The sequence below is a fragment of the Loktanella sp. DJP18 genome (assembly GCF_049310965.1).
Lineage (GTDB): Bacteria > Pseudomonadota > Alphaproteobacteria > Rhodobacterales > Rhodobacteraceae > Loktanella.
In genome coordinates this window covers 50,021-65,150 of record NZ_JBMERN010000003.1, presented here as the reverse complement: position 1 = coordinate 65,150, position 15,130 = coordinate 50,021, and the positions used below count along the sequence as shown (strand labels likewise).

The 15,130-nt window shown below is 65.3% G+C and carries 14 protein-coding genes, 1 tRNA gene and 1 pseudogene; 11 read left to right on the top strand and 5 right to left on the bottom strand.

Annotation, left to right across the window (positions count from 1 at the left end):
- Positions 1 to 41 precede the first annotated feature (41 nt).
- The 3 genes and pseudogenes from ACOI1H_RS01495 to ACOI1H_RS01485 form a co-directional block, all read right to left on the bottom strand.
- The gene (locus ACOI1H_RS01495) at positions 42 to 1,940 is read right to left on the bottom strand and encodes a PAS domain S-box protein (RefSeq protein WP_422434944.1); all 1,899 of its coding nucleotides are present in this window, start codon (positions 1,938 to 1,940) and stop codon (positions 42 to 44) included.
- Positions 1,941 to 2,258: 318 nt separating this feature from the next.
- Positions 2,259 to 4,274: pseudogene (locus ACOI1H_RS01490) on the bottom strand (capsular polysaccharide biosynthesis protein).
- Positions 4,275 to 4,280: 6 nt separating this feature from the next.
- Entirely contained in the window at positions 4,281 to 5,411 is a 1,131-nt protein-coding gene (locus tag ACOI1H_RS01485) for a polysaccharide biosynthesis/export family protein (protein ID WP_422434943.1), read from the bottom strand.
- A 259-nt stretch (positions 5,412 to 5,670) separates the two neighbouring features.
- Between ACOI1H_RS01485 and ACOI1H_RS01480 the strand changes: the two genes are divergently transcribed.
- Positions 5,671 to 6,423 carry a pseudouridine synthase gene (locus ACOI1H_RS01480; protein ID WP_422434942.1) on the top strand — a complete coding sequence of 251 codons (753 nt, stop codon included), beginning with the start codon at positions 5,671 to 5,673 and terminating at the stop codon, positions 6,421 to 6,423.
- Here ACOI1H_RS01480 and ACOI1H_RS01475 read toward each other — a convergent pair.
- The gene (locus ACOI1H_RS01475) at positions 6,420 to 7,706 is read right to left on the bottom strand and encodes a capsule biosynthesis protein (RefSeq protein ID WP_422434941.1); all 1,287 of its coding nucleotides are present in this window, start codon (positions 7,704 to 7,706) and stop codon (positions 6,420 to 6,422) included. The two genes, ACOI1H_RS01480 and ACOI1H_RS01475, sit on opposite strands and share 4 nt — an antisense overlap.
- 144 nt (positions 7,707 to 7,850) lie before the next feature.
- Between ACOI1H_RS01475 and ACOI1H_RS01470 the strand changes: the two genes are divergently transcribed.
- From ACOI1H_RS01470 to ACOI1H_RS01440, 7 genes are all read left to right on the top strand, one after another.
- Complete coding sequence (locus ACOI1H_RS01470; protein WP_422434940.1) at positions 7,851 to 8,471, top strand: riboflavin synthase; 621 nt, start codon at positions 7,851 to 7,853, stop codon at positions 8,469 to 8,471.
- Complete coding sequence (locus ACOI1H_RS01465; RefSeq protein WP_422434939.1) at positions 8,471 to 9,031, top strand: hypothetical protein; 561 nt, start codon at positions 8,471 to 8,473, stop codon at positions 9,029 to 9,031. The genes ACOI1H_RS01470 and ACOI1H_RS01465 overlap by 1 nt, the downstream gene beginning before the upstream one ends.
- 73 nt (positions 9,032 to 9,104) lie before the next feature.
- Entirely contained in the window at positions 9,105 to 10,235 is a 1,131-nt protein-coding gene (gene ribB / locus ACOI1H_RS01460; protein WP_422434938.1) for a 3,4-dihydroxy-2-butanone-4-phosphate synthase, read from the top strand.
- Positions 10,232 to 10,762, top strand: coding sequence for a 6,7-dimethyl-8-ribityllumazine synthase (locus tag ACOI1H_RS01455; protein ID WP_422434937.1), 531 nt, complete (start codon positions 10,232 to 10,234; stop codon positions 10,760 to 10,762). Before ribB ends, ACOI1H_RS01455 begins: the two co-directional genes overlap by 4 nt.
- Positions 10,759 to 11,226: a transcription antitermination factor NusB gene (nusB, locus tag ACOI1H_RS01450; protein WP_422434936.1), complete on the top strand. Its 468-nt coding sequence runs from the start codon at positions 10,759 to 10,761 to the stop codon at positions 11,224 to 11,226. Before ACOI1H_RS01455 ends, nusB begins: the two co-directional genes overlap by 4 nt.
- Before the next feature lie 397 nt (positions 11,227 to 11,623).
- The gene (locus ACOI1H_RS01445; RefSeq protein WP_422434935.1) at positions 11,624 to 12,088 is read left to right on the top strand and encodes an MmcB family DNA repair protein; all 465 of its coding nucleotides are present in this window, start codon (positions 11,624 to 11,626) and stop codon (positions 12,086 to 12,088) included.
- Between the two features lie 3 nt (positions 12,089 to 12,091).
- A complete protein-coding gene (locus tag ACOI1H_RS01440; protein ID WP_422434934.1) occupies positions 12,092 to 12,502 on the top strand; it encodes a thioesterase family protein in 411 nt (136 codons plus the stop codon).
- On the opposite strand, the gene ACOI1H_RS01435 is transcribed toward ACOI1H_RS01440, so the two are convergent.
- Positions 12,489 to 12,680 (bottom strand): DUF6324 family protein, encoded by a 192-nt coding sequence (locus ACOI1H_RS01435; protein WP_422434933.1) that lies wholly within the window; start codon positions 12,678 to 12,680, stop codon positions 12,489 to 12,491. The genes ACOI1H_RS01440 and ACOI1H_RS01435 overlap by 14 nt on opposite strands.
- 83 nt (positions 12,681 to 12,763) lie before the next feature.
- On the opposite strand from ACOI1H_RS01435, the gene ACOI1H_RS01430 reads away from it, so the two are divergent.
- The 3 genes from ACOI1H_RS01430 to rpoH all read left to right on the top strand — a co-directional run bounded on the left by ACOI1H_RS01430 (position 12,764) and on the right by rpoH (position 15,113).
- Positions 12,764 to 12,840: transfer RNA gene (locus ACOI1H_RS01430), tRNA-His, on the top strand.
- 184 nt (positions 12,841 to 13,024) lie between these two features.
- Positions 13,025 to 14,053, top strand: coding sequence for an RluA family pseudouridine synthase (locus tag ACOI1H_RS01425; RefSeq protein WP_422434932.1), 1,029 nt, complete (start codon positions 13,025 to 13,027; stop codon positions 14,051 to 14,053).
- 163 nt (positions 14,054 to 14,216) lie between these two features.
- The gene (gene rpoH / locus ACOI1H_RS01420) at positions 14,217 to 15,113 is read left to right on the top strand and encodes an RNA polymerase sigma factor RpoH (RefSeq protein WP_422434931.1); all 897 of its coding nucleotides are present in this window, start codon (positions 14,217 to 14,219) and stop codon (positions 15,111 to 15,113) included.
- Positions 15,114 to 15,130: the final 17 nt, after the last annotated feature.

Below are 15,130 nucleotides of genomic sequence, written 5' to 3'. Positions count from 1 at the left end.
GCAACGGCCTGACAGGCCGGTATCAACGCCCCGCCCAAAATCTAAGCCGGTGTCGTATCATCGCGCCCACCCAGCATGCGGTTCAGCGCGCGCAGCAGATCATCCTTGGTCACCGGCTTCATCAGCTTCACGTCTTCGACCCGCAGACCGTTGCCGTGGATCGCAGCCTCATTCGGGTAGCCCGACATGAAGATCGCCTTCAGCGCAGGATCGATCACCCGCAGCGCCTTGACCAGACCAGTGCCCTGCATGCCGCCCGGCATCACAATGCCCGTCAGGATCAGATCGAATGGCGCTTCTGCCTTGAACGCGCGGATCGCCATGTCGGCATCCTCGGCCTCGACGACCGTGAAGCCTTCAAGTTGCAGTCGCGTGCGCATCACCTTGCGCACGGCCGGTTCGTCCTCGACCAGCAGGATCTTGCCCCGGAACGCCGCAACTCCCGAGGCTGCCACGACCGGTGGATGATAGGTGGTGTCGCGGAACACCGCCCGAAAGTAGACCTTGACCGATGTGCCGACGCCCACTTCGCTATAGATGCGGACCGTGCCGCCCGACTGGCGGGCAAAGCCGATGACCGACGACAAGCCAAGCCCCGTGCCTTTGCCGACCGGCTTGGTGGTGAAGAACGGCTCGAACACCTTCTTCAGGTTTTCAGATGGAATGCCTTCGCCGGTATCGGTGATCGCGATCATGACATAGCGGCCGGGCTCGATGGGTTGGTCGCGTTCCTCGATGTATTCTTCGGACAGGTGGATGTTCGCTGTCTCGATCGTGATCCTGCCGCCCTGCGGCATCGCATCCCGCGCGTTGATCACAAGGTTCAGGATCGAGTTTTCGGTCGAGCTGCGGTCCGCCTGCACGTCCCATAGCCCGCCGCCAAGCGAAGTCTCGATCGCGATGTTCGCAGGCAAGGTGCGCCGGATCAGCCCGTCCATCCCCCGTGCCAGGTCGTTGAGGTTCAGCGCAACAGGAGACAACGGGGCCTTGCGGGCAAAGCTCAGCAGGCTGCGGGTCAGGTCGCGGCCGCGCAGGGTCGCGGCGATCGCCTCGTCGATGTATTCGTCCGACCGCGCCGGGTCCTCCTGCAACAGTTCGAGGTTGCACAGGATCACCGCCAGCAGGTTGTTGAAATCATGCGCGACGCCGCCGGTCAGTTGACCCATCGCTTCCAGCTTCAGGGACTGTTGCTTGCGCGCTGCGCGCTCCTTTTCCTTGGTGATGTCCTCGATGCTGCCGACGATCCGCACCGGAACGTCGGCGCTGTCGCACAGGACCGTGCCGGTGCTGCGGATTTCGGCATACTGGCCATTTGCCATCAGGAAACGATACTCGGATCGCACGGTCTTGCTGTCCCCGGCCACGGCGGCGGCCATCGACGCTGCGATGCCATCGCGATCCTCGGGGTGAATATGCCTGATCCACCAGTCCTGATCGATAACGACGTCGCTGATATCGTGACCGAACTGGCGTTGCATGTTTTCGTTGAACCAGGTGCGGTCGGCCTTCAGGTCCACATCGTAAACGACATGTCTGGAGGCATTCGACACCAGCCGGAATCGTTCTTCCATCAGCTTCAGGGTGCGCTCTGTCGCCTTTTGCGCGGTGACATCGCGCGCAATGGCCAGATCGGCGACGCGGCCGTTGTAGTTCACCTGATGGGTCAGGAAATCGACTTCGATCAAGGCACCGGATTTCACGCGGTGGATGAAGGTGCCGACGTCCTGCATGCCGCTGGTGTCGCGGCCGACGTCGGCCATCAGCGTCTCCATATCCTCCGGCAGCCAGATATCCGAGAGGGTCATGGTCAGGAACGCACCGCGGCCATAGCCGTATTTCGCGACAGCAGCCGCGTTGACCTCGATGACCGCCAGGGTCTCGCGGTCGAAGATCCACATCGGTTCGGGGTGGTTCTCGAAGAACAGGTGATGATTTTCCACTGTCGGCCTCGTCAGCGGAACGGTTTGTGTGGGGCGGCGCGCGGTCGGTGCGGACCTGTCGCGGGCTGCGTCGGTTCCATCATGGCGGGGCGGGGGTGGATCAAGGCGCACCGCGACACCCTTTGCCTCGCGCATTGGGTCAGAGGCGTCACGCAAATCGGGCAACTCTCGATTGTCATCGCCGCCTCGTCCTGCGTAAGGATGGTCGCTGTTCGGTCAGACCTTGCTCTGAAATCCGGCTGGCGTCAATTTTGTCGTGTCCCGGTGCCAAAGGATCAAGGTCCGGATTGCGGTTACGCAATCGGCGGGCCGTGCCGTCTAGCGGCGCCATAGCCAGGCCTGCGATGCCAGTGCGCCCTGCATCTTGGCCAGCATGCGGTTTGCATGTCCCGGCGCGGGCAGATCGCCCGCGATCAGCCGGTCCACGACCACCTCGATGGGGCAGGGTAGGCGGGTCACGGGATCGAAATAGCGCGGATAGTCGATCAGCACCGCATGGACCAATGCGGAGGTCGGGGGTCGCGGCACGGCGCGGCAAGGGCATGGCGCGGTCGTCGGTCAGCCCCCAGCCGGCATAGAACGGCATGCCAAGGCAGGTGACGCGCTTGCCCCGCAGCAGGGCCTCGAAACCCAGCGTGCTGGTCATGGTCCAGACCTCGTCCACCAGCCCGATCGCCGTGATCGCATCCATCCCCGTCAGCACCGCGTCGGCATGGTCGCAAGCGTCTGGCACCGCCCCGTCGCGCAGCCCCGCCTCCACATCCGGGTGCGGCTTGTAAAGGATCACCGCTGCCGGGCTGGCATCGCGGGCGGCGCGCAGCAGGTCGCCGTTCGTCGCGACCTCCGCCGTGCCCAGCCGGATCGAGGCATCGTCCGCCACCTGTCCGGGAACAAGAATGCGCCGCCCCGCGGGCAGCCCGCGCAGCGGGTCCGTGGTGCCGATGTTGTATTTCGACAGGCCCGCCCTGATCAGCCGTTGCGTCAGCCGGTCGGCACGGGCGCGGCAACTTTCGGGCAGGGTACAGGCGGCGGCAATCAGATGTTCCAGCCGCGACGGGCGTGTCGGGTCGTAGTAGATGCCCAGATCGTCCAGCACCAGCGACAGGGGCGGGATCAGGTCCGCCCCAAGACCGCGCGACCGCAGGAAGCCGTCCTCGATCCGCACCATCGTCGTCTCTGGCTGGGCCTTCGACGCCCAGACCATGTGGCGGCGACCGTCCGCCGCCACCGCGTCACCCTTGGCAAAGCGCATCGGGCGACTGCCGCCAAACACGTGCTGCAGGGGTGCGCGCTTCCACAGGCTGATGCGGTGGCCGGTCCAGCCGTGCCGATCCTCGCGCCAAGCGCGGGTCTGCGCCGACAGCGTGCGGACGGCGTCCTCGATGTCGCACAGCGCGTCGCGGTAGGGGTCATACCATGTCGGATAGAGGATCATCGCCCCGGCGAACAACTGCGCCTTCGTCAGCCGCCGCTGCCGCCGGTCCAGCGGCATCCGGTCCTCCGTCAGCCCCCAGCCGATATAGAACGGCTGACCAAAGACGATGGGCCTGTGGCCCGCCAGGATCGCCTCGAACCCCATCTGCGACGACACCGTATAGACCGCGATGGCACCCGCCAGCAGCGCGTGCGGCGACACCGGGCATCGCAGATGCTGATCCGGCCGTCGGCGTCGTGGTCGGTGAAATAGCCCTGTCTGTGGCCCGCCGCGGTCTCCGGGTGGGTCTTGATGACGATACGTGCGCCGGGGTGGTCGGTCTGTGCGTAGAACAGCATTTCCCGAAAAGTATTGGCATCGGCGCGGCTGGCCGTGACGGCGGCATCGCCGCGCGTCTGGTCGATGACCAGCACATACCCCGGCTCAGGCACGGAAAGGTCCGGATCGAAGGCGTTGTATTTCGACAGATGCCCGCGCGCGATCTCGGCCATCATGGCGCGGGCGCGGTCCAGCAGAGCGGTGTCGCCCAGTGGATCGTCGCGCAGGATGCATTCCAGATCAGAGGGTTGCGCCGGATCGTAGTGCATCCCGAGCCGGTCGATCACCAGCCCCAGCGGTGCCTCGCCGTCGCGGCCGGGCAAGACAGAGCGCAGGAACGCATCCTCCACCCGCACCACAGGGGCGGCGCGACGGGCCGCCACCGCTTCGCCGCGCGGGGCGGTGGGGGAATGGCCCCAGACACCGACCGCGTCGCCTTCGCCGGGCAGGCCAAGGCGGATCTCCCAGCCCGCAAGCGTCAGGATGCGCCGCACGCGCGCCTGCGTCAGGAACCCGCCGTTGTAAACGAAAAGCCGCCGCAGGGTGTCCCCTGCGGCGGCTTCTGGCGCAACCCAGCGCATCGTGGGTCAGAGGCCGCTGACGTTGCCGACCGCACCTGCGGCGTTAAGCGATCCGGTCGCGGCGGCGATAGTCTTGTTGAACTGCACGAAGGGGGCCTCGGTCACGTAGACCGTGTCGCCGTCGCGGATCGCGAAATCGCGCGCCATGAACATGCCATTCGGCTTGGTCAGGTCCAGCACGTAGACAACCCGCTGCACGCCGGTCAGGTCCTGCCCGACAAGCTGTTCGGTGATCGCCTCGGGTTCGTTGCGGAACACGAAGACGCCCGTGGGGTCGGCCGCGGTGGACGACAACCCTCCGACCTGCGCCAGCGCCTCGATCGCGGAAATCGTCTGGCTCTCGAAGACCACGCGGTCCTGCGCACCGGTCGCCCCCAACGCCGTGAAGGTGCGCGAATCGGCCTTCACGATGATTGAATCGCCATCGCGCAGGGCGATGTCGTTCTGCGGATTGTCGAACAGGTCGTTGTAGAAGATTTCGGCCTTATGATTGCCGCGCACCACCGTCACACGGGCAATGTCGGGTTCGACGGCCACGCCACCGGCGGCGGCCAGCATCGCGACCAGCGACCGGGTCGGCCGTTCGATCGGATAGACGCCCTGGCCGTTCACCGCGCCGGACACGGACACGGTTGCACCGTCACCCGCGACGCGGCGCACGCTGACCTGCGGGTCGGGGGTCTGGTCGGCCAGCTTTTCCGTGATGATGCGGCGCAGCGCCTCGGGCGTGTTGCCGGCAGCCAGGATGCGGCCCGCGTAGGGGACGAAGATGAATCCCTGTCCGTCGACCTGCACTTCTTCCAGAACGGTCGCGTTCTGCCCCTGTGCCACCAGCAGGCCGTCGTCGACGTTCTCGAAGATCGTCAGGCCCAGCCGGTCGCCGGGACGCAGCGTGTCGGACCCCAGCTCGCCCGCATTCAGGAAACCGCTCGAGAAACCCAGCGCCGGCGCCACGGCGGCGATCGCGTTCACCCGGTCGTCGACGGTCAGGATGAAGGCATCACCCTCGCGCAGCACGGAGCCCGCAAAGATCTCGGATTTGTTCGGTCCCACGCGGGGCAGGGCGCAAGCGGCCAAGATTCCCAGCGTGACGAAGAGGGCCACGCCCCGTGAAAGGCGCAATGTCAGGAATAGCACTGCTCGGTCTCCTCGACCTGTTATTGTTCTGCCTCGGTCGTCTTTTCTTTTTACGCTACGGGAAAGGCGCGCGGAAAGATAGTTTGGCCTGATCATGGCCGGGGTGTGTCATCCGACACTGTTGCTTTCCTGCCGCGCGGGCCGGTTAATGAACCCGGTCGGGACTTTTCCGTTTCGACCTCGGCGCATGGATCATTGGGCCGCGCTGTGTCACACAGGCCCCGGCCGGAACGGCCTGCGCCTCGGAGAACGGACCCTCATGACCAAGACACCGACCAGCCGGATCGACAGGCTTCTGTCCGCGCTGGGCTATGGGTCGCGCACCGATGTGGCACGCATCGCCCGGTCCGGAGGCGTGAGGCTGGACGGCAACAGGATCACCGATGCAACGCAGCGCATTGCGGTGGCACCCGATCTTGCGGGGCGCATGACCGTGATGGGCCAGCCCCTCGATCCGGTGGCGGGTCTGGTGATCCTGCTGCACAAGCCGCTGGGCATGACCTGTTCGCACAAGGACGAAGGTGCGGTGGTCCACGACCTGCTGCCCGCGCGTTGGCGGCGGCGCACGCCGGTGATCTCGACCATCGGGCGGCTGGACAAGGACACCTCTGGCCTGCTGCTGCTCACCGACGACGGCGGCCTGCTGCACCGGGTCATCAGCCCGAAGTCACGGATCGCCAAGACCTACCGCGCGACGCTGGCCCGGCCGCTTGACGGGACCGAGCAGGCCCGGTTCGCCTCTGGCCGCTTCATGCTGGAAAGCGACGACAAACCCCTGTTGCCCGCTGTCCTTGAACCGCTTTCGAACACCGAGGCCCGGCTGACCGTGACCGAAGGGCGATACCATCAGGTGCGGCGCATGTTCGCGGCCACCGGCAACCATGTCGTTGCCCTACACCGCGAAACCTTGGGTGGATTGTCGCTGCCCGACGAACTGGCACCCGGCGAGTGGCGGTTGTTGCGTGTCGATGAGGTCGCGCTGATCTTTCAGAACACCCCCGACGGGCCCTAGCCTGCGATGCGCAACGGTTGGCGCGGCGGTGTCTTGCCAAGGGCCAGGCTGTCGTAGGGGTCCGCGTCGGCCAGCATCATGTCGACGATCTGCCGCATCAGTTGCCGACGCCCCCGCGCGGAATAGAAACCGCCGGGCACCTGCGACGTCTCCAGCAGAAAGCGGCGATAGTCCCTGTAGGCCCGGCTGTCGGGCCGGTCCGATGACGTGAAGAAGTCCGGCAGCGCCTGATCCGACACGAATTCGGGCTTGTTGTAGACCGCATCGCCGAAGACCTTCAGGGGGATGCCGCGCCACAGCACCTGATGCGCCGCCGTCGAATTGACCGTGACGGCGGTGCGCGCGTGATCCAGCAGACGCGCCAACTTGCCGCCGCGGACGTAGTGCACGCGCGCACTGATGCCCGCCTGCGCCGCCAGTCGCCGGATGATCCGCTTGGCCCCGCTGCGGTCGTTGTCCAGCGGATGCGCCTTGAAGACAAGGTGATGATGGCGCGGTGTGGCCTTGGCGAAACCGTCCATCACGACCTTCAGAAACTCCTCCATCCGGGTAAAGGGCGAGTGCTTCTGGAAACTGGCGTCATGTTCCAGTTGCAGCAACACCAGATGATAGGGAAACCCGCCATAGCGGATGCGCAGCGTGGCGATGCGCCGGTCCAGCGCGATGAAGGGCATCAAGAGCAGCCGTTTGGTATAAAGCCACGTCTCCATCGTGACGGGCAATTCGCGGTGACGGGTAAAGTGGCGGTAGTCGCGGTTCCGGAACATCACGAACCAATGATAAAGCGCGCCGTAAAAGACATGGTGGCTCATGTCGCCCCAATGGGCGGGTGGCGTCGGCACGTCCAGATCGGACCGCGCAAGGGCCGCGCGCATGTCCGCGATGGTCATCTGCATCAGGCGCGAATGGCCGTTGGTGCCACCGCGTTCATAGGTGATCCAGTAGGGCCGCATGTAGCCTTCCTCGAACACGTGGATGCGCAGGCCAAGGGCGCGCGCGATCTCCACCGCCTGCGCGTGGATCGGGCGGGTGTCGCCGTATAGGACGATATCGGTGATGGCATGATCCGCCACGATGGCGCGAAACCGGTCGGGCCAGCGGTCGTGCGGGTCGCGAAACGGGATGTAGCCGGGCGCGCCAAACCAGAACGCCCGGTCGCCTGCATTGAATCCCACGCGCCAGACCTGCGCGCCGGCGGCACGCAGCATCCGCGCCAGCCGGTGCAGGAACGGGCCGTGCGGACCTTGCAGTAACAGGAAGCGGCGTGCGGCGGGGTCGGTCACGGCATCAATCTATTCAATCCTATCCAGCCTTGTTAACCCTTTCCCGGGGCGGAAATAAGGCTTGTCCGGCGCAAACATCGCCAGCCCCGCTTGTCTGTGACCTTGCTACCCGCTACCTCGAAACAAACCGTGAAGGAACGTGCCATGTTTACCGGAATCGTCACCGACGTCGGCCGCGTGCTGGACCTGGAACAGCGCGGCGACCTGCGCGCGCGGATCGGCACGGCCTACGCCGTGGACACCATCGCCATCGGGGCCTCCATCGCTTGCGAAGGTGTCTGCCTGACCGTGATCGCGCTGGGCACCGCAGCGAGTGCCGCATCTGGATCAGACCCGCAGGACTGGTTCGACGTCCAGATCAGCGCCGAGACAGTGGGGGCCACCAATGTCGGCGCATGGGGGCCGGGCAAGCGGCTGAACCTCGAACGCGCGCTGAAGGTCGGCGACGAGCTGGGTGGCCATATCGTGTCGGGCCACGTCGACGGCGTGGCCGAGGTCGTGGACATGCGCGACGAAGGCGACAGCACCCGCTTCACCTTTCGCGCCCCCGAAGCCTTTGCGCGCTTCATCGCGCCCAAGGGGTCGGTCGCGCTGAACGGCACGTCCCTGACCGTGAACGCCGTGGATGGTCGCGATTTCGGCGTGAACATCATTCCGCACACCAAGGCTGTCACGACATGGGGCGAGACGCGCGTCGGCGACCGCATCAACCTGGAGGTCGACACGATGGCCCGCTACGTCGCCCGCCTGCGGGAGTATGACTGATGGCGGGCATCGGGCATAATTCTGGCCGGGTCGATCCCCCCGGCCACAGCTTTCGCACGGTGGCCTGGCAGAAGGCCCGCGCGGCCTTGCTGCCCACCCTGCCGATCGAGGTGGTGCGCCTGCGGGTCAAGCGTGCGCAGGCGCTGGGCCTGCCCTACAAGACCTATGCGGGCATCCGCGCCAGCACCGGCCATGACCTGATCGGGTTCATGTTCTCCTCCAATGCCTTGCGCGTCTTGCGCGACGCGGATGCCATTCCCGCCGACCGCGCGGCAAAGCTCGCGCAGATTACCGCAGACCGCACAGCCCTGGCGCAACCGCGCGTCAGCCCGACCCGCATCGCCGCCTTGCCGGTGATCGACGCCGCCCACACCGCGCCCGCCGTCACCCTGACATGGTCCGCGACCCGCGATCATCTAAAATCTGTCGCCCGCCAGCGCGGTCACTCCGCCGACCGCTTCGTCATCGTGGGCGACACCGCGCTGGAACGCGACTGGGTCGCCACCGCTGGGGCCGCGGGTTGGATCGCCTCCGACGCCTATTTTGACGCGGGCGCTTAAGGGCGCGCCGATCTTTCCAATCCCGTCCGGCTGGGCTATGGCCCAAGCCCAACACGCCAGAGGATTCCGCCCGATGACCCAACCCTTCGAGACGCCCGGCCAGGTGGAACGCGACTGGTCCGACGCGATCACCCCGATCGAGGACATCATCGAGGACGCCCGCAACGGCCGCATGTTCATCCTGGTCGATCACGAGGACCGCGAGAACGAGGGCGATCTGGTGATCCCCGCGCAGATGGCCACGCCGGACGCGATCAACTTCATGGCGACCCATGGACGCGGCCTGATCTGCCTGTCGCTGCCCGGTCCGCGCATCGACGCGTTGGGCCTGCAACTGATGTCCACCAACAATTCGTCCCGGCACGAGACCGCCTTTACCATCAGCATCGAGGCGCGCGAGGGTGTCACCACCGGCATTTCCGCCCACGACCGGGCGCGCACCGTCTCCGTCGCCATCGACGCGAGCAAAGGGGCCGCCGACATCGCGACCCCCGGTCATGTCTTTCCGTTGCGTGCGCGCGAAGGTGGCGTGCTGGTCCGGGCGGGGCATACGGAGGCGGCTGTCGACATTTCGCGCCTCGCGGGTCTGAACCCGTCCGGCGTGATCTGCGAGATCATGAAGGACGACGGCGAGATGGCCCGCCTGCCGGACCTGATCGCCTTTGCGCAGCTGCACAACCTCAAGATCGGCACGATCAGCGACCTGATCGCCTATCGCCGGCGCCACGACAACCTTGTGCGGCAGCAGTCGAGCCAGACGATCACGTCGGAATTTGGCGGCGACTGGGACATGCGGATCTACACCGATGAAACGCAGGGCGCGGAGCATATCGCCTTGATCAAGGGCGATGTAACCACCGATGCGCCGGTGCTGGTGCGGATGCATGCGCTCGATCCGATGCTGGATGTGGTCGGGGCCGGCCCGCGCGGGCGGCGCAACGAATTCAGCGACGCGATGGAGCTGATCGCCGCCGAAGGACGCGGCGTGCTGGTGCTGCTGCGCGACCTGCACATGAAGATGGTGCCTGACGACGAAGTGTCGCCGCAGACGCTGCGGCAATACGGCCTAGGTGCGCAGATCCTGTCTTCGTTGGGGCTGCACCGCATCGAACTGCTGACCAATTCGCCCAAGCCCAAGGTGGTGGGCCTCGATGCCTATGGTCTCGAGATCACGGGCACCCGCAGAATTTCGGAGATCGGATGATGGCCGGACCGACACATTACAGCCTGCCGCTGCCCGCCCTCGACAGGCCGGTAAAACTGCTCGCCGTGGCCTCGCCCTATTACAAGGACATCTTCGACCAGCAGATCGCGGGCGCGCGTGCGGTCTGCGATCAGGCCGGTGTGGCGCTGGAAGTCGCGGAGGTGCCGGGCGCGCTGGAAATCCCGACCGCGATCGGGATCGCCGCACGGATGAGCAACTTCGACGGCTACGTGGCACTGGGCTGCGTGATCCGGGGCGAGACGACGCATTACGAGACGGTCTGCAACGATTCCAGTCGCGGCCTGACCCTGCTGGGCCTGCAGGGGCTGTGTATCGGCAATGGCATCCTGACCGTGGAAAACTACGATCAGGCCGTCGTCCGGGCCGAGGCTGCGGGCCAGAACAAGGGCGGCGGTGCCGCCGCTGCCGCCCTGCACCTGATCGCCCTGTCGCGGCGATGGAGCCAGCGCGAGACGTCCGTGGGCTTTACCGCCGGGCCGCTGGCCAAGGGAGGAGAGACCGTATGACCGTCTCTGGCAACCAGCGGCGCAAGATGCGTGCCGCGGCACGGCTTTACACCGTGCAGGCGCTGTTCCAGATGGAAGCGATCGACCAGACCGTCGATGCCGTGATCCGCGAATTCGAGGATCACCGCTTTGGCGAGGTCTTTGACGATCACGAGATGCTGGAAGGCGACGTCGAGACCTTTCGCGCCCTGATGGAACGGGCGGTGGACGAGCAGGCAAAGATCGACCAGATGACTGACCGCGCACTGGTGGCGAAGTGGCCACTCGGCCGGATCGACCCCACCTTGCGGGCGCTGTTCCGCGCGGCGGGTGCGGAACTGATCATCGGCGATACGCCACCGCGGGTGGTGATCACGGAATTCGTGGACGTGGCGGGTGCCTTTTTTCCCGACGGCCGCGAGCCACGTTTCGTGAACGCAGTGCTGGATCACATGGCGCATGAGGTCTTGCCGGGCGGATTCTGACAGGGGGGTGGCGGGCCCCGCCCGCCCACCCCTTTCGGGGGCTTTGCCCCCGGACCCCAAAATATTTTCGTGACAATGAATGCAGACAGGTCCGCATGGGGCCGCCTGCCTTGTCGACACAAAGGGGTGCGAGTGGCGGGAACCGCAGCGACCGTACGGGGACTTATTCCCGAGGACCTGTATGTACAGGTGGGTACCAGGTAACCGGACCAGGGTCCGGACAGAGCCAGCGCCCTCGGATTTGCTTAAGGCCACTGGAATGTAGCCCCCATGCGTACGAGAAGAGCAGAAGCCCGCCATGCCAAGAGGTAAGCGTGCCGGTGGCCTTCGGCAAGGGGGAACTGGCAAGGTGGAGGGGGGGCTTGACCGATTTTTACGGTTTGTTCATATTCCGCCCATGCCCGATGATCTGAACAGTTTGCAGATGATGCCCGGTCAGTTGCTGGCCCGCGGCGTATCCCGCCATGTTCGCAGCCATGATTTCGTGACGGTCGAAGAGCTGGTGCCGACTCCGGGTCTGCGGGTCGATGTCATGGCGTTGGGCCCGAAGGGCGAGGTCTGGATCGTGGAGTGCAAGTCCAGCCGCGCGGACTACCAGTCGGATGCCAAGTGGCAGGGCTATCTGCCGTGGTGCGACCGATTCTTCTGGGCCGTGGGGCCGGACTTTCCGGCCGAATTGCTGCCCGAGGAGACGGGCCTGATCATCGCCGACAGCTATGACGCCGAGATCGTGGCGATGGGCCCCGAGATGCGGCTTGCGCCGGCGCGGCGAAAGGTCATGATCCAGAAATTCGCACGCCATGCGGCCGTGCGCGCACAGGCCGCGCGGGACCCTGGGTTCGTGCTGCCATTCGGGGGATAGCCAATGCTGACGGTGGGAATGCGGGCCGAGGCCCGGATGGTCGTGACAGAGGCCATGCTGGTGCCGGGCGCGGCGGGTGTCTTTGGCGACTTCTCGGCCATGCCACGGGTGCTGGCGACGATGTATCTGGTCGGGTTCCTCGAGGAGACGGCGATCAAGTGCATCCTGCCGCATCAGCCGCCGGGGCAGCATTCGCTGGGGACGGACATCAACATCACCCATATCGCGCCGACCCCGGCGGGGATGGGCATCCGGGCGGTGGCGGAACTGATCGAGGTGCAGGGGCGCAGTCTGCGGTTCCGCGTCGCGGCCTGGGACGCCGCCGGCCTGATCGGCGAGGGGACGCATCGACGCGCCACGATCGACCTCGATCGTTTCAACGCGCGGGTCGCCGCAAAGTCTAGCGCGGTTTGACGGCGCGGGCGGCCTGGGCTGCGGCGCGGATTTCCTCGGCGATCTCTTCGGCCTCTTCGGGATCGAAATCCATCGGGATTTCCATCTGGCCAGAGGTGATGAAGAGCCTGACCATGCCCAACTCGGTCGGGCCGATCTGCATGTTCGCCTCGAGATCACGTTCGTCGTTGATACCCATCGGGGCCTCCTGTTTTTTTGGCTTTTACGCGGGGCGTTCAGGTCTTGCAATCGGGGAAGGGGTTCGCTAAATCCCGGCCCAGTGCCGCGTTAGCTCAGTTGGTTAGAGCGCTTGATTGTGGATCAAGAGGTCCCTGGTTCGAGACCAGGACGTGGTACCATCCCCATTTTTTGACGGCCAAGATACATATCAAAAAGCGAATGTTTCGCATGCGATACGTATTATGTAATCTTTATCAATTATTTAACGATTATTACGACGGCATGAACGGCCCGTGCGGCGGTTGACCCCGTGACATCAGGGGCGCGCGACGCTATGCGGCGCGCTGCAAGGAGTTTTTGCCGATGACCGAGCGCGTCACCTTCCAGATCGAATCCGATCCGCCCGCGCGGCTGGACAAGGCGTTGGCCCGCGACGTGCCAGAGGACGCGACGCTGTCCCGGTCGCGGTTGGGCCGCTTGATTGCAGACGGTGCGGTGACCGTCGATGGCATCGTCGTGACCGATCCGCGCGCGCGCGTGACCGAGGGTGCGCAGGTTGCGATCACGGTCGAGGCGGCGCAGGAGAGCCATATCACGGCGCAGGACATCGCGCTGGATATCGTATTCGAGGACGCGGACCTGATCGTGCTGAACAAGCCGGCGGGGATGGTCGTGCATCCGGCCCCCGGCAGTCCGGACGGCACGCTGGTCAATGCGCTGATCCATCATTGCGGCGACGACCTGTCGGGTGTCGGGGGCATGAAGCGGCCGGGGATCGTGCACCGGATCGACAAGGAGACCTCGGGCCTGCTGGTCGTGGCAAAGTCGGATGCGGCGCATCAGGGCCTGGCGGCCCAGTTCGCCGCCCATACGGTGCAGCGGCGGTATCTTGCGGTCTGTTTCGGCGTGCCGGATGCCAACGACCCCCGCCTGCGCGGCGTGAAGGGCACGAGTTTCGAACCGGGGAATATCCTGAAGGTGCAGACCTTTCTGGGTCGCCACAAGACCGACCGGCAAAGGCAGGCGGTGTCGTTCCAGACCGGACGTCATGCCGTGACGCGGGTTCGAATCGTGGAACCGCTGGGCACCCCGGCTGTGGCGGCGCTTGTGGAATGCTGGTTGGAAACCGGGCGGACGCATCAGATTCGGGTGCATCTGGCGCATTGCGGTCACGGGCTGATCGGCGATCCGGTCTATGGCGGCCGCCAGAAGCTGGCCGCCCGCGCGGTCGGTGAGGCCGGTGTCGCGGCGGCGCGCGCCTTTCCGCGACAGGCGCTGCATGCCGCGACCTTGGGGTTCACGCATCCGGTGACGGGTGAGGCGCTGGAGTTCGCGGCGGAAATGCCAGAGGATATGCAGGACCTCTTGCAGGATTTGCGGCATCAGGGCTGAAACCGACCGGTTGCTGTGCATCCTCGCGCAGAAGTCAGGGGTGCGCGACGGAACGCATGGGTTCATACGTTGTTAAACTATCGCAACGACAATGATTGAAGCACGACCCTTGGATGCCCATATCCATGTTAAGTCCGTAAATATCGGACAGAGGGGAACCAGAATGAGCGACTACAAGAATCTGCCGGCACCGTCTCCGGAACAGGGACTGAACCGCTACATGCAGGAAATCCGGAAGTTTCCGATGCTGGAGCCGGAGACCGAATACATGCTGGCCAAGCGCTGGACCGAAAACGGCGATACGGAGGCGGCGCACCAGTTGGTGACGTCTCACCTGCGGCTCGCGGCGAAGATCGCGATGGGCTATCGCGGCTATGGCCTGCCGCAGGCCGAAGTGATCTCGGAAGCCAATGTCGGCCTGATGCAGGCAGTGAAGAAGTTCGACCCCGAAAAGGGGTTCCGCCTTGCGACCTATGCGATGTGGTGGATCCGGGCGGCGATCCAGGAATACGTCCTGAGGTCCTGGTCGATGGTCAAGCTGGGCACGACGAGTGCGCAGAAGAAGCTGTTCTTCAACCTGCGCAAGGCCAAGAACCGCATCGGCGCGCTGGAGGAAGGCGACCTGCGCCCCGAGAACGTGACGCGGATCGCGACCGACCTCGGCGTGACCGAGGATGAGGTCGTGTCGATGAACCGGCGGCTGTCCGGTGGCGATGCCTCGCTGAACGCGACGGTGGGGTCCGAGGGCGAAGGCACGATGCAGTGGCAGGACTGGCTGGAGGATGAAGACGCCGACCAGGCAGGCGACTATGCCGAACGCGACGAGCTGGAGAACCGCCGCGCCATGCTGGCCGAAGCGATGGACGTGCTGAACGAGCGCGAGCGCGACATCCTGATGCAGCGCCGCCTGAACGACGAGACGATCACGCTGGAAGACCTGTCGTCGCAGTACGACGTCAGCCGCGAACGCATCCGCCAGATCGAGGTGCGGGCCTTCGAGAAGTTGCAGGCGCGGATGCGTCAGCTTGCCGCCGAGAAAGGCATGCTTGAGGGCGTGTGATGCTTTCGCTAGGCTTG

What these genes read in the sequence shown, in the direction of transcription:
- ACOI1H_RS01480 (WP_422434942.1), top strand. Translation starts at nt 5,671, where the DNA reads ATGACCAAGACACCGACCAGCCGGATCGACAGGCTTCTGTCCGCGCTG.
- ACOI1H_RS01470 (WP_422434940.1), top strand. Translation starts at nt 7,851, where the DNA reads ATGTTTACCGGAATCGTCACCGACGTCGGCCGCGTGCTGGACCTGGAA.
- ACOI1H_RS01465 (WP_422434939.1), top strand. Translation starts at nt 8,471, where the DNA reads ATGGCGGGCATCGGGCATAATTCTGGCCGGGTCGATCCCCCCGGCCAC.
- ribB (WP_422434938.1), top strand. Translation starts at nt 9,105, where the DNA reads ATGACCCAACCCTTCGAGACGCCCGGCCAGGTGGAACGCGACTGGTCC.
- ACOI1H_RS01455 (WP_422434937.1), top strand. Translation starts at nt 10,232, where the DNA reads ATGATGGCCGGACCGACACATTACAGCCTGCCGCTGCCCGCCCTCGAC.
- nusB (WP_422434936.1), top strand. Translation starts at nt 10,759, where the DNA reads ATGACCGTCTCTGGCAACCAGCGGCGCAAGATGCGTGCCGCGGCACGG.
- ACOI1H_RS01445 (WP_422434935.1), top strand. Translation starts at nt 11,624, where the DNA reads ATGCCCGATGATCTGAACAGTTTGCAGATGATGCCCGGTCAGTTGCTG.
- ACOI1H_RS01440 (WP_422434934.1), top strand. Translation starts at nt 12,092, where the DNA reads ATGCTGACGGTGGGAATGCGGGCCGAGGCCCGGATGGTCGTGACAGAG.
- ACOI1H_RS01435 (WP_422434933.1), bottom strand. Translation starts at nt 12,680, where the DNA reads ATGGGTATCAACGACGAACGTGATCTCGAGGCGAACATGCAGATCGGC.
- ACOI1H_RS01425 (WP_422434932.1), top strand. Translation starts at nt 13,025, where the DNA reads ATGACCGAGCGCGTCACCTTCCAGATCGAATCCGATCCGCCCGCGCGG.
- rpoH (WP_422434931.1), top strand. Translation starts at nt 14,217, where the DNA reads ATGAGCGACTACAAGAATCTGCCGGCACCGTCTCCGGAACAGGGACTG.